The organism is Bradyrhizobium sp. Ken64 (assembly GCF_055807555.1).
The window spans coordinates 366,968-387,649 of the sequence record NZ_JBVVPA010000001.1 but is presented as its reverse complement, the minus strand read 5'-3'; the positions used below and the strand labels follow the sequence as shown (position 1 = coordinate 387,649).

The 20,682-nt window shown below is 64.0% G+C and carries 14 protein-coding genes; 7 read left to right on the top strand and 7 right to left on the bottom strand.

Going from position 1 to position 20,682, the window contains the following annotated elements; translation table 11 throughout:
• Nucleotides 1-66: 66 nt before the first annotated feature.
• Together AC0L2F_RS01875 and AC0L2F_RS01870 are read left to right on the top strand one after the other, a co-directional pair.
• Entirely contained in the window at nucleotides 67-1,068 is a 1,002-nt protein-coding gene (locus AC0L2F_RS01875) for an SPFH domain-containing protein (protein ID WP_007615156.1), read from the top strand.
• Between the two features lie 70 nt (nucleotides 1,069-1,138).
• The gene (locus tag AC0L2F_RS01870; protein WP_007615154.1) at nucleotides 1,139-1,585 is read left to right on the top strand and encodes an NfeD family protein; all 447 of its coding nucleotides are present in this window, start codon (nucleotides 1,139-1,141) and stop codon (nucleotides 1,583-1,585) included.
• A gap of 166 nt (nucleotides 1,586-1,751) precedes the next feature.
• Here AC0L2F_RS01870 and AC0L2F_RS01865 read toward each other — a convergent pair whose 3' ends face one another.
• Nucleotides 1,752-2,081 carry a winged helix-turn-helix transcriptional regulator gene (locus AC0L2F_RS01865; protein ID WP_473247298.1) on the bottom strand — a complete coding sequence of 110 codons (330 nt, stop codon included), beginning with the start codon at nucleotides 2,079-2,081 and terminating at the stop codon, nucleotides 1,752-1,754.
• A gap of 72 nt (nucleotides 2,082-2,153) precedes the next feature.
• On the opposite strand from AC0L2F_RS01865, the gene AC0L2F_RS01860 reads away from it, so the two are divergent.
• Entirely contained in the window at nucleotides 2,154-2,708 is a 555-nt protein-coding gene (locus AC0L2F_RS01860) for a carboxymuconolactone decarboxylase family protein (protein ID WP_473247297.1), read from the top strand.
• 109 nt (nucleotides 2,709-2,817) lie between these two features.
• On the opposite strand, the gene AC0L2F_RS01855 is transcribed toward AC0L2F_RS01860, so the two are convergent.
• Complete coding sequence (locus tag AC0L2F_RS01855; protein WP_007615148.1) at nucleotides 2,818-3,825, bottom strand: KpsF/GutQ family sugar-phosphate isomerase; 1,008 nt, start codon at nucleotides 3,823-3,825, stop codon at nucleotides 2,818-2,820.
• 191 nt (nucleotides 3,826-4,016) lie between these two features.
• On the opposite strand from AC0L2F_RS01855, the gene AC0L2F_RS01850 reads away from it, so the two are divergent.
• Complete coding sequence (locus AC0L2F_RS01850; RefSeq protein ID WP_473247296.1) at nucleotides 4,017-5,783, top strand: outer membrane beta-barrel protein; 1,767 nt, start codon at nucleotides 4,017-4,019, stop codon at nucleotides 5,781-5,783.
• A gap of 284 nt (nucleotides 5,784-6,067) precedes the next feature.
• A complete protein-coding gene (locus tag AC0L2F_RS01845; RefSeq protein WP_473247295.1) occupies nucleotides 6,068-7,099 on the top strand; it encodes a tetratricopeptide repeat protein in 1,032 nt (343 codons plus the stop codon).
• A gap of 109 nt (nucleotides 7,100-7,208) precedes the next feature.
• Here AC0L2F_RS01845 and AC0L2F_RS01840 read toward each other — a convergent pair whose 3' ends face one another.
• Both AC0L2F_RS01840 and gltB read right to left on the bottom strand, forming a co-directional pair.
• The gene (locus AC0L2F_RS01840; protein ID WP_473247294.1) at nucleotides 7,209-8,660 is read right to left on the bottom strand and encodes a glutamate synthase subunit beta; all 1,452 of its coding nucleotides are present in this window, start codon (nucleotides 8,658-8,660) and stop codon (nucleotides 7,209-7,211) included.
• Nucleotides 8,661-8,803: 143 nt separating this feature from the next.
• The gene (gene gltB / locus AC0L2F_RS01835; protein ID WP_473247293.1) at nucleotides 8,804-13,537 is read right to left on the bottom strand and encodes a glutamate synthase large subunit; all 4,734 of its coding nucleotides are present in this window, start codon (nucleotides 13,535-13,537) and stop codon (nucleotides 8,804-8,806) included.
• Between the two features lie 492 nt (nucleotides 13,538-14,029).
• Here gltB and AC0L2F_RS01830 point away from each other — a divergent pair, with 492 nt between their 5' ends.
• A complete protein-coding gene (locus AC0L2F_RS01830; protein ID WP_473247292.1) occupies nucleotides 14,030-14,776 on the top strand; it encodes a hypothetical protein in 747 nt (248 codons plus the stop codon).
• Nucleotides 14,777-14,996: 220 nt separating this feature from the next.
• Here the strand turns inward: AC0L2F_RS01830 and AC0L2F_RS01825 are convergent, their stop codons facing one another.
• Together AC0L2F_RS01825 and AC0L2F_RS01820 are read right to left on the bottom strand one after the other, a co-directional pair.
• Complete coding sequence (locus tag AC0L2F_RS01825) at nucleotides 14,997-15,758, bottom strand: alpha/beta fold hydrolase (protein WP_473247291.1); 762 nt, start codon at nucleotides 15,756-15,758, stop codon at nucleotides 14,997-14,999.
• 316 nt (nucleotides 15,759-16,074) lie between these two features.
• Nucleotides 16,075-16,536: an Hsp20 family protein gene (locus AC0L2F_RS01820; RefSeq protein ID WP_063996705.1), complete on the bottom strand. Its 462-nt coding sequence runs from the start codon at nucleotides 16,534-16,536 to the stop codon at nucleotides 16,075-16,077.
• A 221-nt stretch (nucleotides 16,537-16,757) separates the two neighbouring features.
• Between AC0L2F_RS01820 and AC0L2F_RS01815 the strand changes: the two genes are divergently transcribed.
• Entirely contained in the window at nucleotides 16,758-17,705 is a 948-nt protein-coding gene (locus tag AC0L2F_RS01815) for an alpha/beta fold hydrolase (protein WP_473247290.1), read from the top strand.
• 177 nt (nucleotides 17,706-17,882) lie between these two features.
• Here AC0L2F_RS01815 and AC0L2F_RS01810 read toward each other — a convergent pair whose 3' ends face one another.
• Nucleotides 17,883-20,648 carry a di-heme-cytochrome C peroxidase gene (locus AC0L2F_RS01810; protein ID WP_473247289.1) on the bottom strand — a complete coding sequence of 922 codons (2,766 nt, stop codon included), beginning with the start codon at nucleotides 20,646-20,648 and terminating at the stop codon, nucleotides 17,883-17,885.
• Between the last annotated feature and the right edge of the window lie 34 nt (nucleotides 20,649-20,682).

The following is a 20,682-nucleotide window of genomic DNA, read 5'->3' as shown; positions in this document are numbered from 1 at the left end:
TGATCCCGACCAATGACAGCGCGGAAAAGGCTTTTTCCCGCCAATCTTTTCCGCCTTGGAGGAAATATGAGCGGTTTCGACATTTTCGCGATTGTGCTGGTTTTGCTCGTCATCGTCACGTTGGTTGCCGGCGTAAAAACGGTGCCGCAGGGCTATGACTGGACCATCGAGCGGTTCGGCAAATACACCCAGACGCTGAGCCCGGGGCTCAATCTGATCGTGCCCTATTTCGATCGTGTCGGGCGCAAGATCAACATGATGGAGCAGGTGATCGACATCCCCGAGCAGGAGGTGATCACCAAGGACAACGCCACCGTGACGGTCGACGGCGTCGCCTTCTTTCAGGTGTTCGATGCCGCCAAGGCGAGCTACGAGGTCTCCAACCTGACCCAGGCCGTCACCGTGCTGACCATGACCAACATCCGTTCAGTGATGGGGTCGATGGATCTCGACCAGGTGTTGTCGCACCGCGACGAAATCAACGAGCGCCTGCTGCGTGTAGTCGATGCCGCCGTCTCGCCCTGGGGCCTCAAGGTCAATCGTATCGAGATCAAGGACATCGTGCCGCCGGCAGATCTCGTCGAAGCCATGGGCCGACAGATGAAGGCCGAGCGCGTCAAACGCGCCGACATCCTTCAGGCCGAAGGTGCACGCCAGTCCGAGATCCTGCGCGCCGAAGGTGCCAAGCAGGGCCAGATCCTCCAGGCGGAAGGTCGCCGCGAGGCCGCCTTCCGCGACGCCGAAGCACGCGAGCGGTCGGCGGAAGCTGAGGCCAAGGCGACGCAGATGGTCAGTGAAGCCATTGCCAAGGGAGACGTCGCGGCGCTGAACTATTTCATCGCCGACAAATATATCAAGGCGTTCGGGCAGTTCGCGGACTCGCCGAACCAGAAGATCATCATGCTGCCGATCGAGGCCACCAGCATGCTCGGCTCGCTTGCCGGCATCGGCGAGATCGCGAAAGCCACGTTCGGCGAGAGTGCTGCATCCGCGGCTGCCGCCGCTCGTCGCGGTTCGGTGCCGACGACTGGGAGCACGCCGCCGGCGGTGCCTCCGCGGCAGGGGTAAAGCGCATGCCCCGGGAAAGTGGACACCGGTTTTCCGACAAGGGCATGCGTCATTTCAAAGAGGTCGTGTCATGACCGACATGTTCGTATCGCTCGGCACCTGGAACTGGCTGATCTTCGGCTTCATCCTGATGGCGCTGGAGGTGCTGGCGCCGGGCGTGTTCCTGTTCTGGCTCGGACTCGCCGCGTTGCTGGTCGGGCTGATCTCGTTCGGAGTCGCGACATCCTGGCAGATCCAGCTCGTGATGTTCGCGATCTTCGCCGCCGCCGCCGTGCCGGTATGGCGCCGCCTCGCCCGGCCGAAGCCGGATGCAATTGCCGCCAGCCCCTTCCTCAACAAGCGTGCGGATGCGCTGCTCGGCCGCGAGTTCACGCTGGAGAAGCCAATCGTCGACGGCAACGGCACCATGCGTATCGGCGACACCGTCTGGCGCGTCGCAGGTCCCGATACGCCGGCGGGCACGCGTGTGAAGGTGGTGCAAGTGGACGGTGCGAATCTGACGGTGGCGGCGACGTAGTCTTATCTTACCTCGCCCCGCTTGCGGGGAGAGGTCGGATTGCATCGAAGATGCAATCCGGGTGAGGGGGAGTCTCGGCGAAGGCAGCTGTCACTGAATTTGCGGAGGCAGCCCCTCACCTCAACCCTCTCCCCGTAAGAACGGGGAGAGGGAGATGACCGGCGTCTCAGCTCTTCTTCCACCTCTCCGCAAACCGGTGCAGCGGCATGAACGTCTCGCACAATTCCCGCCCGAGCGCCGTCAGTCCGTAACCGCCGGCTTCGCCCAGCTCCACGAACCCGGCCTCGCGCAAATCGTCCAGCCGCGCCTGCAGCACCGTCGGCGAGGCCTCGTCGCAGGCGGTGCGCAATGCGCGCGAGGTGAGGGGGGCATCGCGCAGCTCCCACAGGATCCGCAGGCTCCAGCGGCGCCCCAGGACGTCGAGCAGCGCCATGATCGGTCGCCCGGTGCGCGAGCCTCGGACGCCGCGCGATCTCGAACTGGTCTGTTTCGCCATCGTCCCCCTCTTGCGCGCCGCTACACATAGTGTAGCGTGATGCTACAAGAAATGTAGCAAGAGAGGCGGCCAATGTCCCAAGCCACATCGCGCATTGCCCCGCTCACCCCGCCTTATCCCCCGGAAATCCAGGCGCAGTTCGACCGCATCATGCGCGGTGCGCCGCCGCTGCTGCTGTTCCGGGTGATGGCGGGCCATACCCGCGCCTGGGACAAGTTTCGCGCCGGCGGCCTGCTCGATCCCGGACCGCTGTCGCTGCGCCAGCGCGAGATCGTCATCGACCGCACCTGCGCGCTGAACCAATGTGAATATGAATGGGGTGTGCACGTCGCGGTCTTCGCCGCGCCGGCGAAATTCACCGAGGAGGAGGTGCGCGCGACCGTGCTGGGCGATGCGGCGTCGTCGCGCTGGTCCCCGGCCGAGCAGGCGCTGATCGCCGCCGTCGAGGCGCTGCATCACCGCGCGACCTTTGACGACGCCGAGTTCGCCGCGCTGTCAGCGCATTATGACGAGGCGCAGATCCTGGAGATCATGCTGCTGTGCGGCTTCTACCGCACGGTCTCGTATCTGGCGAATGGGCTGCGGCTGCCGCTGGAGGACACGGCGGCAAGATTTCCGCAGCTCTAGCCACACGTCATTGCGAGGAGCTCTTGCGACGACGCAATCCAGGCTGTCTCCGCGGTGACAGTCTGGATTGCTTCGCTGCGCTCGCAATGACGAGCGGAGAGAGCGTGTCTTAAGCCACGCCCGCCCGCAGCAGATCGTGCAGGTGCACGATGCCCACCACCTTGTCCGCCTCTGTCACGACCAGCGTCGTGATCTTGCGGGTGTTCAGCACCTCGATCATCTCGGTGGCGAGCATCGAGGGCGGCACGGTCTTCGGCTGCCTGGTCATGATGTCGTCGACCGACGCCGTCAGCAGGTCCGGCCGCATGTGGCGGCGCAAATCGCCGTCGGTGATGATGCCGACAGCCTCGGCCGCATCGTTGACGATGCAGACGCAGCCGAGGCCCTTGGCCGACATCTCCATCACCGCGTCCGACATCTTGGTGCCGAGCGGCTTGAGGGGGATCTCCGCGCCGGTGCGCATGTAGTCGCGGACGAATTTCAGCATTGCGCCGAGCTTGCCGCCGGGGTGGAAGTGCGCGAACTCCAGCGCGGTGAAGCCGCGGCCTTCGAGCAGCGCGATCGCGAGCGCATCGCCGATCGCGGCCTGCATCAGGGTCGAGGTGGTCGGCGCCAGATTGTGCGGGCAGGCCTCGCGCGCCTTCGGCAGCTCAAGGACGATGTCGGCCGCTTGTCCCAGCGAGGACGCCGCGTTCGACGTCACCGCGATCATCGGGATCGCGAACCGCGCGGAATAGTTCACGAGAGTCTTCATCTCCGGCTGCTCGCCGGACCAGGACAGCGCCATGATAACGTCGTCGGTGGTGATCATGCCGAGGTCGCCATGGGCGGCTTCGGCGGTGTGGACGAAGAAGGCGGGCGTGCCGGTGGAGGCCAGCGTTGCCGCGATCTTGCGACCCATATGGCCCGACTTGCCGAGCCCTGTGACGATGACGCGGCCCTTCGCGTTGCGGATCAGATCGACCGCCTGGGCGAAGCTGGCGCCAAGCGAGCCGCGCAGGGCGGCGGCGAGCGCGTTGATACCGCCACTCTCGGTTTCCAGCGTGCGGAGTGCGGATTCGACGCTGTCGGGAATGGGGCCGGATGATTGGGTCATCAGCGGTTTCGAACTCGGCATGTTCTGGTCCAGGGAGGAGGGGCGTTCGCCCGTTGGCGCCTGCTTAGCACGCTACGGCCTTTGAGGCGACGAGGGCGCCCCGGCCTTCAACCGGTCGTTAACCATAACTGTTTTAACTCCATTAACGATGGTTCCAGCCAGTCGGCAGGGACAATCGCGAAAGTGTCTGATTTCGTTGGAGTTCTTCCATCGTGGGGTCGTCTCCAGGCACGAGCCGGAGCAAACGCGCGCATTTCCTGCGCGCGGCTTTGCCGTGCCTTGCGCTGACGGTCCTCGGAAGCGCCCCCGTGGCCGCCCAGAGCCTCACCCCCGACCTGTTCAGTCCCAACCGCGGCGGCTTCGCCTCGCCCGATACGCTCCCGATGCGCCGGACCGCGGGCGTGCCGCAGGCGCCGTCGGATGCGCTGCCGGCACTGCCCGATCCCAACGCCGATTTGCGCAAACGCCAGCAGACCCCGGCGCGCGCGGGCCAAAACCCGACCAACCAGAACCTGACCGGCCAGGTCCCGACCTATGGCCTGCCTGCCGCCAACGGCGCGAGCGCCTCCGGCTACGATTCGCTCAACCGCAAGCGGCAGCAGCCGAAGCTCTATCCGGGTCAGCCGAAGCCGAAGCGCCCTGCCGGTCCCGGCTCGCCGGTACCGCCTGCGACGCCTGAGCGAACGCTCGGCCCGCCGCGCATCGCGGCGCCGCCGTCCGAGACTGCGCACAAGACACCGGTGCCGCCGGCGATGGCCGGCAACGTGCCCGGCCAGCCGCTGCGCCGCCGCCTCAAGCTCGACGACGATGCGTTCGGCGCGGTCGGCGATTATGCTGGCAGCTTCCTGATCAAGGGCGGGCTCGAGCTCTCCACCGGCTACGACACCAACCCGGCGCGCCTAAACAAGCCGGTCGGCTCGCCGGCCTATGTCATTGCGCCCGACCTGCTCGTGGCGTCCGATTGGGAGCGCCACGCGCTGGTCGCGGATCTGCGCGGCTCGTTCTCGGGCTACACCAACAACATGCCCGCGACGATCGACGGCTTTGCCTCGCCCTCGCCGGTCGAGGTCGACCGCCCCGACTTCAACGGCCACATCGACGGCCGCATCGACGTCAATCGCGATCTCAAGCTGACCACGCAGCTGCGCCTGCGGCTCGCCACCGACAATCCCGGCAGCCCGAACGTGCAGGCCGGCCTGCAAAAATATCCTGTTTACGCCGCCTATGGCACGACAGTCGGCTTCGACCAGACCTTCAACCGCTTCCAGGTCGCGGCCGGGGCCACCGTGGACCGCACCGCCTACACCAACTCGAAACTCACCGACGGATCGACCTTCAGCAACGACGATCGCGACTTCAACCAGTATGGCGGCGTCGGACGGTTCTCCTACGAGTTGAAGCCGGGCCTGAAGCCGTTCGTCGAGATCCAGGGCGACACCCGCGTCCACGACCAGGCCGCCGACCGCAACGGCTTCTTCCGCGATTCGAACGGCGGCTATGCCAAGGTCGGCACGTCCTTCGAGTTCTCGCGCATTCTCATCGGCGAGGTCTCGGTCGGCTATTCCGCGCGCAACTATGTCGACCCGCGCCTGAGCCAGCTCGCGGGCTTCCTCACCTCGGGCTCGCTGATCTGGAGTGCGAGCGGCCTCACCACTGTGAAATTCGCCACCGACACGCAGATCGCCGAGACCACCGTCCCCGGCTCCTCCGGCGTGCTGGTGCACACCTACGGGATCGAAGTCGATCACGACTTCCGCCGCTGGCTCACGGCCGTCGGCAAATTCACCTACGGCACCTACGACTATCAGGGCCAGAACCGCAACGACAAGACCTACTCGCTTGAAGGCAATCTGATCTACAAGCTCAACCGCAACATCTGGATCAAGGGCACGCTCCGCCACGACATCCTGGATTCGAACCAGCCGGGCTCAAGCTCGCAGGGGACGGTGGTGATGGTTGGGGTGAGGCTGCAGAATTAAGGTAGGCCCTTGTCGGACTGAAAGGATAGTAGGTCCAGGGTCATCTAGGGTTCTCCGTAGGAGTTCGCCTCACGGCCTCCTTTTCTGACTAAGCTGCTGCCTGGGTAGAGAGCGTCTGATCGCGGTAGCTACAATTCCGAAGGCCGCGACGGCCATACCGGCTCTCGTCGCTTAGACAATCTAGTTGACAATATACGCAACTTTAAGTTCGACTACACCAGTTGTGCTCGCTTCCTTCAATCTTTTTAAATCGTCGTGCGGGATGCCGCGAGGGCGGATCGCAAATGAAATGGAAAGAAGTACTCATTGGAGCTGTGATAACGCTTGTCGTTAGCGTGATTGCAGGGGTCGTCGTTTGGTTCGTAACCACGTATCAAGTCTCGCCCTCCCAATCGGAGGACTTGAAGTACCAAGTGCAGAACATCGCGACGTTTGATGTTGGTGCTAATAAGCTTGGCTTTGTTCTGGTGAAGCTCACCAATCAGGGAGGTCGAGCAGCGAGGGATGTGAAGTTTGTCGTAACGTTCGCAGATCCCGTAGATATCCGCGAGAAAGAACTTACGATTTCGACAGGCAATGCGGGCAAGTTTGAAGAGGTCAAGACAGGACATTCGAACTCGCTTAATATCATCGTTCCGAATTTGGCTCCGAAGGAGAAGCTTTCTGCCTCTCTGCTCGTTGGTGGTACGAAGGCGAATTTTACCCCTGACGTAATTGTTAGAAGCTCCGAGACTGTCGGCGTCGCGGCCAATCTCGACGGCTCTGGTGAAAAGCCAGCGCCAGCCCTTATCACGCTAATCGTAGTGGTCGCGGTGATGCTGCAAGGGATCGCGCTTCTTTGGTTAGGGCGCAGGTTCATGCCATGGAAGTCAGCGCGTTTAGCGCCCTCTCTGGAATATGAGCGCAATCGCAACAATACAGCTTTTATGTACACCCATAGAAAGCTGCTCCCGGAGGCAACTAAGCTACTCGATAAGGAAATTGAAGCTGAGGGAGCGAGCGCCTTTGAGCTGAGCAACCTGGGTTTGCTTAGGGGATTGGCGGGAAATCGACTCGATGCAGAGAACTACTTTGGCATTGCTCAATGGTTTACTACGGACAAGCGCTCGAATGCGGTTCTAGCCTTCAATCGAGGCGCTCTTGCGATAGCCTCAAAGGATTATAGTCAAGCGAAAGATGAATTGATCAAAGCGTTCAGCTTAGACCCAGTTTCCGTGTTGGAATACTGCAAGCTAAGCAAGTTCGTCGAGGATGGGATCGTTGAGAGCGACTCGTTGCGAGAGCTCCTAACCGAGAAGGGAGTAGCGCCGGTGTAGTCGATTTGGCGAAAGTGAAGTAACTAATTGGACGCGCGTATCCAGATGCTTCATCCTTTGCCAAAAAGAAAGCAGCTCAAATCGAGGTGGCTAGCTATTCTCGTCTTGGCTATCGCGGCAGATCCGTCTTCCCCATCAAAAACGTATCGATCGACCGTGCACACAGCCGGCCCTCGCGGATCGCCCAAACCACCAGCGACTGGCCGCGGCGCATGTCGCCGGCGGTGAACACGTTCGGGCGCGAGGTCTGATAGTCGAGCGTGTTGGCCTTGACGTTGCCGCGCGGGTCGAGCTCGACCGAGAGCATCTTGAGCAGGCCCTCGTGAACGGGGTGCACAAAACCCATCGCGAGCAGGACGAGGTCGGCGTCGAGCTCGAACTCGGTGCCGGCGATCGGCTTGAACTTGTCGTCGACGCGCACGCAGTGCAGCTTCTTGACTTGGCCGTCCTCGCCCGAAAACTTCTGCGTCAGCACGGCGAATTCGCGGACCGCGCCTTCGGCCTGACTCGACGACGTCCGCATCTTCAGCGGCCAGTTCGGCCAGGTCAGGCCCTTGTTCTCGTGCTCCGGCGGAGCGGGCATGATCTCAAGCTGGGTCACGGAGAGCGCGCCCTGGCGCAGCGAGGTGCCGATGCAGTCGGATCCGGTGTCGCCGCCGCCGATGACGACGACGTGCTTGCCGGCGGCCAGAATCTCCTGGACGCCGTTCAACGGTTCATTGGACACGCGGCGGTTCTGCTGCGGCAGGAAGTCCATGGCGTAGTGGATGCCGGTGAGGTCGCGGCCGGGGATCGGCAGGTCGCGCGGGGCTTCGGCACCGCCGGTCAGCGCCACGGCGTCGTACTCGTTGAGCATCTCGCGCGGGTCGATATTGCCGTCGACGCCGACATGGCTGTTGTAGTGGAAGGTGACGCCTTCGCCTTCCATCTGCTTGACGCGGCGGTCGATGACGTTCTTTTCCATCTTGAAGTCGGGGATGCCGTAGCGCAGCAGGCCACCGGCCTTGGCGAACTTCTCGAACAGATGCACGTCGTGGCCGGCGCGCGCGAGCTGCTGCGCGCAGGCCATGCCGGCCGGACCCGAGCCGATCACCGCGACCTTCTTGCCGGTCTTGTGGGCGGCGATTTCTGGCTTCAGCCAGCCATTGTCCCAGGCGCGGTCGACGATCGCGCATTCGATGGTCTTGATGGTGACGGGATTGTCGTCGATGTTGAGCGTGCAGGAGGCTTCACACGGCGCCGGGCAGATGCGCCCCGTGAACTCCGGGAAATTGTTGGTCGAGTGCAGATTGCGCGAGGCTTCTTCCCAGTTGCCCTGATAGACGAGGTCGTTCCAGTCCGGGATCTGGTTGTTGACCGGGCAGCCCGGCGTGCCGGGCGAGACCGAGCCGGTGCCGTGGCAATAGGGAATGCCGCAGTTCATGCAGCGCGCCGCCTGGTCGCGCGTTTCCTTCTCGGAGAGGGGGACGACGAACTCGTGGAAATGCTTCACGCGCTCGGCGACCGGGGTGTACTTGCGGTCATGCCGTTCGATTTCGAGAAAACCCGTGATCTTGCCCATTAAACCCGAAGTCCCTGCCGTCTAATCATTTGTTGTTTCCTCACCGTCATTGCGAGGAGCTCTTGCGACGAAGCAATCCAGTCTGCTTCCGAGTAGAAAGTCTGGATTGCTTCGCTGCGCTCGCAATGACGGGCGCTGATGTCCTACGCCCCGATCGCGATTTTCGGCTCGGCGTCCGCGTTGGCGGCCATTTCGCGCAGCGCGCGCCGGTATTCGACCGGCATCACCTTGCGGAATTTGGGCAGCCAGTCCTTCCAGTTGGCCAGGATGTCGGCGGCGCGCCTGGAGCCGGTCGCTTTCGCATGGCGCGTGATCAGGACGTGGAGCCGCTCGACGTCGGAGGCGAGCAGGTCCTTGAACACGTCGACCCGGCCGTGCGCTTCGAGGTCACCGGAGTGGTGATAGGTGCCGGCGTTGATCAGCTCTTCCGACAGCACCGGCTCGAGCTCGACCATCGCCATGTTGCACAGCCTGTCGAAGTCGCCGGTCTCGTCCAGCACATAGGCGATGCCGCCGGACATGCCGGCCGCGAAGTTGCGTCCGGTCTTGCCGAGCACGACCACGATGCCGCCGGTCATGTATTCGCAGCAATGGTCGCCCGCGCCCTCGACCACCGCCACGGCGCCGGAATTGCGCACGGCAAAACGCTCGCCGGCGATGCCGCGGAAGTAGCACTCGCCTTGAATGGCCCCGTACATGACGGTGTTGCCGACGATGATGCTCTCTTCCGGCACGATGCCGCTGTTGGCCGGCGGCTTGACGATGATCTTGCCGCCCGAGAGGCCCTTGCCGACATAGTCGTTGGCTTCGCCTTCGAGCTCGAAGGTGACGCCTTGCGCCAGCCAGGCGCCGAAGGCCTGGCCGGCGGTGCCCTTGAGGCTGACGTGGATGGTCTCATGCGGCAGGCCGGCATGGCCGTAGATCTTGGCGACCGCACCCGACAGCATCGCGCCCGCGGAGCGGTTGGTGCTGTTGATCTTGGCCTCGATCTTCACCGGCGCACCGCGGTCGAGCGCAGGCGTCGCCTGCTCGATCAGCGTGCGGTCGAGCACCGCTTCCAGATGATGGTTCTGGCGCTCGGAGTGATAGATCTTCTGGCCCTTCTCTTCCTTCTGCTTGACGAACAGCTTGGAGAAGTCGAGGCCCTTGGCCTTCCAGTGCGCGACCAGCTTGGTCTGGTCGAGCAGCTGCACCTGGCCGATCATCTCGTTGAAGCTGCGGAAGCCGAGCGAGGCCATGATCTCGCGAACCTCCTCGGCGACGAAGAAGAAATAGTTGATCACATGCTCGGGCTGGCCGGTGAAGCGCTTGCGCAGGACGGGGTCCTGGGTCGCGACGCCGACCGGGCAGGTGTTGAGATGGCACTTGCGCATCATGATGCAGCCGGCCGCGATCAAGGGCGCGGTGGCGAAGCCGAACTCGTCGGCGCCGAGCAGCGCGCCGATCACGACGTCACGGCCGGTGCGGAAGCCGCCGTCGACCTGGACCACGATGCGGCTGCGCAGCCGCTCGCGCACCAGCGTCTGGTGGGTTTCGGCGAGGCCGATCTCCCACGGCGAGCCGGCGTGCTTGATCGAGGTCAGCGGCGAAGCGCCGGTGCCGCCCTCGAAGCCCGCGATGGTGACATGGTCGGCGCGCGCCTTGGCGACGCCCGCGGCCACCGTGCCGACGCCGATCTCCGAGACGAGCTTGACCGAGACCGCGCCGTCCGGGTTGACGTTCTTGAGGTCGTAGATCAGCTGCGCCAGATCCTCGATCGAGTAGATGTCGTGATGCGGTGGCGGCGAGATCAACCCGACACCCGGCGTCGAATGCCGGACCTTCGCGATGGTGGCGTCGACCTTGTGGCCGGGTAGCTGGCCGCCTTCGCCGGGCTTGGCACCCTGCGCCATCTTGATCTGCATCATGTCGGAGTTGACGAGATACTCCGTGGTGACGCCGAAGCGGCCGGAGGCGACCTGCTTGATCGCCGAGCGCATGCTGTCGCCGTTCGGCATCGGCTTGAAGCGATCGGCTTCCTCGCCGCCTTCGCCGGTGTTCGACTTGCCGCCGATCCGGTTCATGGCGATCGCGAGCGTGGTGTGCGCCTCGCGCGAGATCGAGCCGAAGCTCATCGCGCCGGTGGCGAAACGCTTGACGATGTCCTTGGCCGGCTCGACCTGGTCGAGCGGCACCGGCTTGCGCTTCTCTTCGTCCGCGTTCTTGATCCGGAACAGGCCGCGCAGCGTCAGGAGACGCTCCGACTGCTCGTTGAGGATCTTCGCGAAGGCGCGGTAGCGTTCCAGCGAATTGCCGCGGGCGGCGTGCTGGAGCAGCCCCACCGACTCGGCGGTCCATGCATGGTCCTCGCCGCGGCTGCGATAGGCATATTCGCCGCCGACATCGAGCGAGGTCTTGTAGACGAGCGCGTCGCCGAACGCGTCGGCATGGCGGCGCACCGCCTCTTCGGCGATCTCGCCAAGACCGACGCCCTCGACGCGGGTGTGCGTGCCGGCGAAGAATTTTCCGACGAATTCCGCCTTCAGGCCGATGGCGTCAAAGATCTGTGCGCCGCAATAGGACTGGTAGGTCGAGATGCCCATCTTGGACATCACCTTGAGCAGGCCCTTGCCGATCGACTTGATGTAGCGCTTGACGATCTCGTAGTCGTCGAGCGAGCCGGGCAGGCGGTCCTTCATCGCGATGATGGTTTCGAACGCCAGATAAGGATTGATCGCTTCCGCGCCGTAGCCGGCCAGGCAGGCGAAGTGATGCACTTCGCGCGGCTCGCCGGATTCGACGACGAGGCCGACCGAGGTGCGCAATCCGGTACGGATCAGATGATGATGCACGGCGGCGCAGGCCAGCAGCGACGGGATCGGAACCCGGTCGGTGCCGACCATGCGGTCGGACAGGATGATGATGTTGACGCCCTCGCGCACCGCGCTCTCGGCGCGCGCGCAGAGCTCGTCCAGCACCTGGTCCATGCCGGCCGCGCCGAGGCCGGCGTGGAAGGTGGTGTCCAGCGTGCGCGACTTGAAGTGCGACTCGGCGACCTCGGAGATCGAGCGGATCTTTTCGAGGTCCGCGTCGGTCAGGATCGGCTGGCGCGCTTCGAGCCGCTTGGTGGTGGCAAGGCCTTGCAGGTCGAACAGGTTCGGCCGCGGTCCGATGATGGAGACGAGGCTCATCACCAGCTCCTCGCGGATCGGGTCGATCGGCGGGTTGGTGACCTGCGCAAAGTTCTGCTTGAAGTAGGTGAACAGCGGCTTGGCCTTGGCCGACAGCGCGGAGATCGGCGTGTCGTTGCCCATCGAGCCTGCGGCTTCCTCGCCGGTGGAGGCCATCGGCGTCATCAGGATGGTGATGTCTTCCTGGCTGTAGCCGAACGCCTGCTGGCGATCGAGCAGCGATAGGTTGGAGCGCACGCCGGTGGTCGGCACCTTCGGCAGATCTTCCAGCACGATCTGGGTCCGCTCCAGCCACTCGGTGTAGGGATGGCTCCTGGCGAGCTCGGCCTTGATCTCGTCGTCGGGGATGAGGCGGCCCTGCTCGAGGTCGACCAGCAGCATCTTGCCGGGCTGCAAGCGCCACTTGGTGATGATCTGGTCCTCGGGAATCGTCAGCACGCCCATCTCGGACGCCATCACGATGCGGTCGTCCTTGGTGACGAGATAGCGCGCGGGACGAAGGCCGTTGCGGTCGAGCGTGGCACCGATCCGGCGGCCGTCGGTGAAGGCGATCGCGGCGGGGCCGTCCCACGGCTCCATCAGGGCGGCATGATATTCGTAGAAGGCGCGGCGCTTCTCATCCATCAAGGGATTGCCGGCCCACGCCTCCGGAATCATCATCATGACGGCGTGCGGCAGCGAGTAGCCGCCCTGCACCAGGAATTCGAGCGCGTTGTCGAAGCAGGCGGTGTCCGACTGGCCTTCGTAGGAGATCGGCCAGAGCCGGTTGATGTCCTTGCCGTACAGCTCGGAGCTCACCGAGGCCTGGCGCGCCGCCATCCAGTTGACGTTGCCGCGCAGCGTGTTGATCTCGCCGTTATGCGCGATCATCCGGTAGGGATGCGCCAACGACCACGCCGGGAAGGTGTTGGTCGAGAAACGCTGGTGGACGAGCGCCAGCGCGCTCTCGAAATCCTTCTCGTGCAAATCGGGATAGTACTTGCCGAGCTGGTCGGCGAGGAACATGCCCTTGTAGATCACGGTGCGGCAGGACATCGAGCACGGATAATAGCCGGCGAGGCCGCGGTCGCGGCGCTGATAGATCGCTTGCGAGATCGACTTGCGCAGGATGTAGAGCCGGCGCTCGAAATCGTCCTCGGTCTTGGCGGTGCCGTTGCGGCCGATGAACACCTGCATGCAGGCGGGCTCGGTCGGCTTCACGGTGACGCCGAGCGAGGAATTGTCGGTCGGCACGTCGCGCCAGCCGAGCAGCGTCAGGCCCTCTTCCTTGATCTGGTCGGCGATGATGCTCTTGATGACGTTGCGCCAGGCGGTGTCGCGCGGCATGAACAGCGCGCCGATGGCGTATTCGCCCGGATTGGGCAGTGCGAAGCCGAGCTCCTTCGCCTTGCGGCTGAAGAAAGCATGTGGGATCTGCACCAGAATGCCGGCGCCGTCACCGGCGCGCGGGTCGGCGCCGACGGCGCCGCGGTGCTCGAGATTGCAGAGGATGCTGAGCGCGTCCGCGACGATCTCGTGCGACTTCTGGCCCTTGATGTTGGCGATGAAGCCGACGCCGCAGGAATCCTTTTCCAGGCTCGGATCGTAGAGGCCTACGGCCGGCGGGCGTGAATTGTGTTCCTGAATCGGATCGGTCGTTTTCGAGGCGACCGTCGCCGACAGTTGCTCTGCCACGATGTTTCCGCGCTCGACTTGCGACCCGTTCATGTCCTCGTCCTCTCCATGCGGCAAGCTGCCTCACCGCCATCTTCGGCGCACCTTGGGCGTCCCGCGGCACCCGCTTCTGGGTCACCGCTCGTCCGCTCGCGAGCCGCATTTTCTTAAATTCAGGCCAAGGCGTTCTTCGTCCCCGAGAACGGCTTTGCCTGTTGCCTTCTTGGCGCTCGAAAGCACCGTCTTTCGTTGCAATCCCTATGCCGGAACCGCAAGCAAAATTGAGACAGTCTTCCTGTCCTAACCATCACCTTGCCAAATTTTTGTCTATCACACAAGCGCGCGCAAGTCCCGATTCCCCATGGATCAATCAATCGCTTTCCAAAAGTTGCGCAGCCCCGGTTTTGAAGCAAACGCGCCCTGATCCGGCCCCGCCGACGCCGGAATCCCCAATGAAGCTTCGGATCAACCCTTCGGAAGCCGTGCCTCGCCGCAAGAAGCAAAAGAGCGCGATCCATCCGGGGGCCTGACAGGAGCGTCTCGACCATGAAGTTTTTCACAGGATGTGTAGCCGCCGCCACGCTGGCGCTGGCCGCGACCACGGCTCAAGCGCAGGTTCCAGCGCGAGGGGCGATGATCGCGGTCTCGGATTTCGACGGCCCCTATGCGCCGCCGGAGGCTGCGCCGCCGCCGCCGCGCTACGGCTATGGCTATGGCTACGAGGAACGCGGGCCGGCTCCGGTGCTGCTGCCGCCGACCGAGGTCTACGCCGTGCTGCGCGAAAATGGCTTCTCGCCGCTCGGCATCCCGCGCCTGCGCGGCGGCGTCTACACCATCGCGGTGATCGACCGCCGCGGCGAGGACGGCCGGCTGGTGATCGATGCCCGGGACGGAAGGATCTTGCGCTTCCTGCCGGCTGCCGACGCCTACGGCATGGCGCCGGGCTACGAGCAGCCAGCGGTTGCGCCTTACCGCTCGCAGAGCGCGCTGCCGCCGCCGACGATGGTCCGCAGTGGTCCGCCCCGCCCGCCGGCCCCGATCCCGCATGTCGCCAGCCGCTCCGTGCCGCTGCCGAAGGCCGCTCCGGCGCGCGGCGAGGCGCCAGTCGCCGCCGCCAAGCCAGCCGAACCTGCGAGGCCGCAGGCTCAACCTGCAACGCAGACCGTGGCGGTGGTGCCGGCGAAGCCCGCCGAGGCCGCGCCGCAAGTCATTGCTCCAACCGTCGGTCTGGCCAAACCTGCTCCAACGATCCTGCCGACACAGGACATGCCGGCAGCGCAGGGGCTGGATTAGGACGCTGCGTGTCACACCAACGGTGTCGTCCTGGCGAAGGCCAGGACCCATACCGCGAGGTCTGTCGAGCGATTGAGGTGCGAGTACCGGACGAGTCTTCGCCAAACTCCTTCCTGGGGTAATGGGTCCTGGCCTTCGCCAGGACGACGTTGAGGAGAGAGTTAGCGCAAATAGAAGGCGCCTGAGCATTCAGGCGCCTTTGCATCATGACAAGCGCCGCTCAGCTCCGTCCATACCCCGCCGCTTCCAGGATCAAATTCGCCACCTCTTTCGGGTGTGACACCAGCGAGAGGTGTCCGGCGTCGATCTCGATCGTGGTTGCGTTCATGCGCTTGGCGAGGAAGCGTTCGAGATCGGGATTGATGGTGTAGTCGTTCTTCGACACCGCGTACCAGCTCGGCTTGGAATGCCATGCCGCCTCGGTGGTGCGACCGGCGAAGATCGAGGCGGCGGTCGGCCATTGCACGGCGTAGAGCTCCTTGGCCTGCTCCGGCTTCACGCCATTGGCGAAGTACTTCAGGAAGGCGTCTTCCGAGAGTCTTGTGTAACCGTCGCGCTCGACGACGCCGGCGCGTGCCGGTCCCGCCGGGAATTGCTTCGACAGCGCGACAAAATCCTCGTTGGCATCGGGCGCACGTGCGGCGACATAGACAAGGCCGCTGACCTTCGGGTCGGTGCCGACCTGGCTGATCACGGTGCCGCCCCAGGAATGCGCGACCAGCACGGTCGGACCATCCTGTTCGGCCAGCACGCGCTTGGTGGCTTCGACGGAGTCCGCAAGCGACGACAGCGGATTCTGCACGGCGGTTACGTTGAGCCCTGCGGCCTGGAGGATCGGGATCACCTCCGACCAGCTTGAGCCGTCGGCCCAGGCGCCGTGCACCAGCACAACGTTCTTGGCCTTTACGGTTTGCGCGTGAGCGAGGCTGAGAGGGGCCGCCAACAGGCTCGCGGCGACGAAAAAGCTGCGCCAGAAAGTCATGATCGTTCTCCGTCTTGTTTTTGGGTTCGATAGCCAAAGGACGACGCACGGGCCGACGGCGTTACGCCAATTCACCGCTGTGTGATGCGGCGCAACAGTCCAGCAGGGCCGTTCAGAAATCGGTGACGTCCCGGCGATGGCCGAGACCATCCTCTCTGGTAAGGTATGGCAGATCCGTCGTTCGGTATTTCTTCCGCGCACGATTGATCGATCTCGCGGCAGGATTCCCCGGCTCTCGCCGGGACGAGGAGAGCCCAACAAAAAAACGCCCCGGGGCACCGGGGCGTTTTCGCAACCTGGAAGTGGCCGACGTGATTTACGCCGCTACCGAGTTCTCGATCACCTGTGCGCCTTGCGCACCGGCGTTGATCGCGATCTGGCGGGGCTTCTTCGCTTCGGGAATCTCACGGACGAGGTCAACGTGAAGCAGCCCGTTCTCGAGCGAGGCGTTCTTCACTTGCACGAAGTCGGCAAGCTGGAAGGCGCGCTCGAAGGCACGCGCGGCGATGCCGCGGTACAGCACTTCGGCCTTCGAGTTCTCGTTGGCGACTTTCTCGCCCTTGATCGTCAGCGTGTTTTCCTTCGCGACGATGGAGAGCTCATCCTTGGCAAAGCCCGAGACCGCAACGGTGATGCGGTAGTCGTTCTCGCCAGTGCGCTCGATATTGTAGGGGGGATAACCGGGGCTGCCGTCCGAACCGGCCTGGTCGAGCAGGTTGAAGAGGCGGTCGAAGCCGACGGTGGAACGGTAGAAGGGAGTCAGGTCGTAGGTACGCATGGTCAAGTCCTCCATTGAGCGACTGTTTGAGTAACCCGCCCGCCAATCGGGCCGGGCTTTCGTCTGTGTGCAGCCTGATGTTCCGGTTCCGAAACACTGGTAGCGGCCTGCACCAAGGTGATATGGGTTGAGGAGAACGGCGTTCAAGAGGGCGGATACTCAGCCTTTTCGGCGCTCCCGCCCCCTGATTTGCAGCACTTCGTGCCCAAGCCCTCCCCATCATGACGCTGGTCTCGATACCATCCAATCCCGTTCCCGAAGATGTCGTCAGCGGCACCATCAAGACCCCGGATGGCGTCGAGCTGCGCTTTGCGCGCTGGGCGCCGCCGGCGAACCGCAAGGGTACCGTCTGCGTCTTCACCGGACGCAGCGAGCAGATCGAAAAGTATTTCGAGACCGTGCGCGACCTGCGCGACCGCGGCTTCGCGGTGGCGATGATCGACTGGCGCGGGCAGGGCCACTCCTCGCGTCGCCTGCGCGATCCGCGCAAGGGCTATGTCCGCGACTTCGCCGATTTCGAGATCGACGTCGAGACCTTCGTGCAGCAGGTGGTGCTGCCGGATTGCCCGCCACCCTTCTTTGCGCTCGCCCACTCCATGGGCGGCACGGTGATGCTGCGGGTGGCGCATGCGGGCAAGCGCTGGTTCGACCGCATGGTGCTGTCTGCGCCGATGATCGACCTGCCCGGCCGCGCCACCTCGTTTCCGGCGCGGGCTCTGCTGAAGACGATGCGCGTGTTGGGGATGGGCGGCCGCTATGTCCCCGGCGGCAGCGACCAGATCACCGGGCTCAATCCCTTCATTAACAATCCGCTGACCAGCGATCCCGTGCGCTATGCGCGCAATGCCGCGATCCTGGAGGAGGATCCGACCCTCGGGCTCGCGTCACCAACGATCGCCTGGGCCGATACCGCCTTCCGCGCGATGAACACCTTCAAGGGTAAGAACTACCCGTCCGAGATCCGTCAGCCGATCCTGATGCTGGCGGCCTCCAGCGACACCGTGGTCTCGATCGCGGCGATCGAGGAGTTCGCCTATCATTTGCGCGCCGGCTCCCATCTCGTGATCGCTGGCGCCAAGCACGAGATTCTCCAGGAGCAGGACCGCTACCGTTCCCAATTCTGGGCAGCCTTCGACGCCTTCGTGCCGGGCACGCCGCTGTTCAAGTGAGGGGAAGCGAGGGTGCGCTCCCTCGCCTCGCTTGGTTCGCTAGACCCTCATGGTGAGGAGCGCGGAACGCGCGTCTCGAACCATGAAGGCCCGGCTCTCGCCCACGGTCATCCTTCGAGACGCCCGCTTTGTGCGGGCTCCTCGGGATGACGGCGGCGTGCTTGGGACAGAGCTCGACTACAGCGTCTTCAGATACTCGATCAGATCGTAGCGCTCGTTGTCGTCCTTGAACACGCGGCCGATGACGCCCGGACGTTTTTCCTCGCCCGGCTTGCGCTCGAAGGAATGGCCGAGCACGCTGTTGCCCTGGATCGGATCCTTGTCCGACCCCGCCGAGAACACGGTTTCACCCGTCTTGCACTTCTCGTCGGCGGTGACCGCAAAGCCGACGGTCACAGGATCATAGTCACGGCGGCCCATGCAGAATTTTTGCGGGCGCTCGCTTGCAGGCCTCAGCAACCAGTAGAGAGAGGGCACCGAACCGTTGTGCAGATAGGGCGCCGTGGCCCAGATGCCGTTGAGCGGCCGTGCCCGATAGCGTGCTCCCCCCACTGGATTGAGGCAGTTCTTGCGCGCGAGATTCCACAGTTTCGCCCGCTCGGCGTCCGGAGTCTTCTCGTCGTCCATCCATTTGCGGGCGACGAGGTCCACCACCGTCATGAGCCCGAGCGCATACACCATCTCGGTCGGCGAGCTTGCGGTCGAGACGTCGCATTGCCACCATTTCTGGAGGTCGGCCGTATTCACCTTCAGGAAGCCGGGCACATCGACGATCCTGTTGCTGAGCACGAGCGACTGTTCGGGATCCGTCTTGATCTCGTCGAGGGGGATCGTCACCGCGTTCAGCACCTTGCTGTCGCCGCTCGGCTCCCAATGTCTCGACGACCAGAAAGCCGGGGTGTCGATCGCCGGCAGATGGCAGCCTGAACACATTTCGGCGTAGATCTTGCGGCCATTGTCGACCTTCTTCTGATCGAGCCTCCAATTGTCGCCGAGGATCTGCGAGGGCCATCTCGGCGCCAGCAGGCCGCCGAACTTCGGACCGGTGGAGGGATCCGCCGTCTTGAACGGATCGGGCCCCCTCAGCATGTCCTCGATCCAGCCGAGCGTGTTGATATGGACCGAGGAGCGCCACAGCCTGTCCTCAGGGTAGGCATCGGACAGATTGAGCAGCGCCGTCACGCCGAGGGCTTCGCCGGCGTTGCGGATCAGCGGCTGCTCGATCGAGGCGTCGTACTGGGCGAACTTGAACCAGGGCACGGTCCAGATCGGAGGATAGCTGACCGGGGCGTCCTGGGCGTGCAGGTTCTTCTCGAAACCCTTAAGCCCGCTCAGCGCGAGATCCTGCGAAAACACCTGATTGCCGATGCGGTTGAGAGCGTCGAGGCGACCGAACCCTTCCTCGGTGTCACTCTGCTGCCGGCCGTTCCAGGTCTTCTTGGCTTGTATCGTCTTTTGCTGGGTTTGCGCCCAGTCGATCAGGAAGTTGCCGATCGCGCTGAGCTTCTGCTTGAGCGCGGCGCGGTCAGCCCTGCTGGCATCGGGGCCGAGCACGCGATCAGCGAAGCGCTGGAAGCGGAACGGCACGTAAAGCGTGTAGGCGATCGACAGGCCGGTGGAGAGCTCGAGCTTCTTCAGATCGGTCATGGCCGGACCGCCGTCGAAACGCACGTCCACGCCCTGGTAGTGGATCTGGCCGGTATGGCAGGCCGCGCAGGTCAGCCCGATCTTGTCCTCTTCGCGACGGCCCGTCGCGGGATCGACGACACCGGTCATCCGTGCGAAGCCGACCGGCAGGCCGTCGACGTTCTCCGCCGGCGTCCACCTGGTCGACCAGTCCGGCACCTGCGTCGTCTCGTAGACATTGGCGTAGCCGAAGCGGCGCAGTGACGTCGCGTCGGTCTGGATCGACTGCGGGCTCGGGATGAATCCGAAGCGCTCGAGATAGGCGCTGTCTGTCATCATGCCCGGCCGCGAGAACAGATGCAGGCGCGGCTGCTCCAGCGCCATGAACCATTCATAAGGCACCGGGAAGGTCGCGGTGCCTTGGCTGGCATGGTGAAACCAGTGCCTGTCCTTCAGCGACCAGTTCTGTTCGAGCCAAAAGGCCGCCTTTGTCTCGGGGACCGTGGGCAACGACGGCGGCAGGAGATTCACGAGAATTCCCTTTTGCGGCAGCATGGCACGCACCTGGTCGGGGAATTCAGCGACCGCAACGAGCAAGGCGAGACCGAGGGCGACGAGCACGGCCGCAACCTTGAGGGCGCCCCGCACCACGCGCTGGCAGGTCGACAGCACCGGCTGCGATACGAGCCGCTGGTTGATGCGAGCAGGGAATTGCCGCTCGTTGAACAGAGTGCGCACGTCGGCCACGCTGAGATAGCGGTTCTCACCCGCGCCCTTGCCCACGATCTTCAGGAGGATCGGCCATTCGAACTTCATCAGCAGGGGGTAGTACCAGCGCGCGGCGCTGCCGGCGCGCTTGAGGTTGTCGCGCATGAAGACGCCGATTTCCGAGGCGTTGAGACCCGGCTCGGAGCCGCCGCCGTTCGGATCCTGGTAGTTCCGGCCGAAGCTCGCAAACCGCGCAAGCTCGTCCTCATCGACCGTGCCGTCGACGCCGAGGACGCGCGAGCCGGCACCGCGCTTGTCGAGAGGGCCGCCACGCAACGCGTCGAGCTGCGCGCCCGAAAATATGCTCTTCAGGACGTGACCGAGACCGTTGGCGATGAGCGCGACGCCGCGGACCTGGATGCGGGCCGAGACCTTCTTCAGCCCGGTCTCGCCGCTCGCATTCGCGATCGTTTGCGACAGCGTTCCGAGCGGGACGGTTCCGCCGTCAACAAATCCCTCGCCGACGAGGCCGCGCAGGAATGGACAGGGATTGTTCGGCGAGACCTGGATCGAGGGGTCGAAGGGGGGCTTCGGAGCGGAGTCATGCATGGCCCAAAATCCTGAAAACGGCGAATCGTGAAAT

What these genes read in the sequence shown, in the direction of transcription:
- AC0L2F_RS01820 (WP_063996705.1), bottom strand. Translation starts at nt 16,536, where the DNA reads ATGCGTACCTACGACCTGACTCCCTTCTACCGTTCCACCGTCGGCTTC.
- AC0L2F_RS01815 (WP_473247290.1), top strand. Translation starts at nt 16,758, where the DNA reads ATGACGCTGGTCTCGATACCATCCAATCCCGTTCCCGAAGATGTCGTC.
- gltB (WP_473247293.1), bottom strand. Translation starts at nt 13,537, where the DNA reads ATGAACGGGTCGCAAGTCGAGCGCGGAAACATCGTGGCAGAGCAACTG.
- AC0L2F_RS01840 (WP_473247294.1), bottom strand. Translation starts at nt 8,660, where the DNA reads ATGGGCAAGATCACGGGTTTTCTCGAAATCGAACGGCATGACCGCAAG.
- AC0L2F_RS01860 (WP_473247297.1), top strand. Translation starts at nt 2,154, where the DNA reads ATGTCCCAAGCCACATCGCGCATTGCCCCGCTCACCCCGCCTTATCCC.
- AC0L2F_RS01870 (WP_007615154.1), top strand. Translation starts at nt 1,139, where the DNA reads ATGACCGACATGTTCGTATCGCTCGGCACCTGGAACTGGCTGATCTTC.
- AC0L2F_RS01855 (WP_007615148.1), bottom strand. Translation starts at nt 3,825, where the DNA reads ATGCCGAGTTCGAAACCGCTGATGACCCAATCATCCGGCCCCATTCCC.
- AC0L2F_RS01865 (WP_473247298.1), bottom strand. Translation starts at nt 2,081, where the DNA reads ATGGCGAAACAGACCAGTTCGAGATCGCGCGGCGTCCGAGGCTCGCGC.
- AC0L2F_RS01810 (WP_473247289.1), bottom strand. Translation starts at nt 20,648, where the DNA reads ATGCATGACTCCGCTCCGAAGCCCCCCTTCGACCCCTCGATCCAGGTC.
- AC0L2F_RS01825 (WP_473247291.1), bottom strand. Translation starts at nt 15,758, where the DNA reads ATGACTTTCTGGCGCAGCTTTTTCGTCGCCGCGAGCCTGTTGGCGGCC.
- AC0L2F_RS01875 (WP_007615156.1), top strand. Translation starts at nt 67, where the DNA reads ATGAGCGGTTTCGACATTTTCGCGATTGTGCTGGTTTTGCTCGTCATC.
- AC0L2F_RS01830 (WP_473247292.1), top strand. Translation starts at nt 14,030, where the DNA reads ATGAAGTTTTTCACAGGATGTGTAGCCGCCGCCACGCTGGCGCTGGCC.
- AC0L2F_RS01845 (WP_473247295.1), top strand. Translation starts at nt 6,068, where the DNA reads ATGAAATGGAAAGAAGTACTCATTGGAGCTGTGATAACGCTTGTCGTT.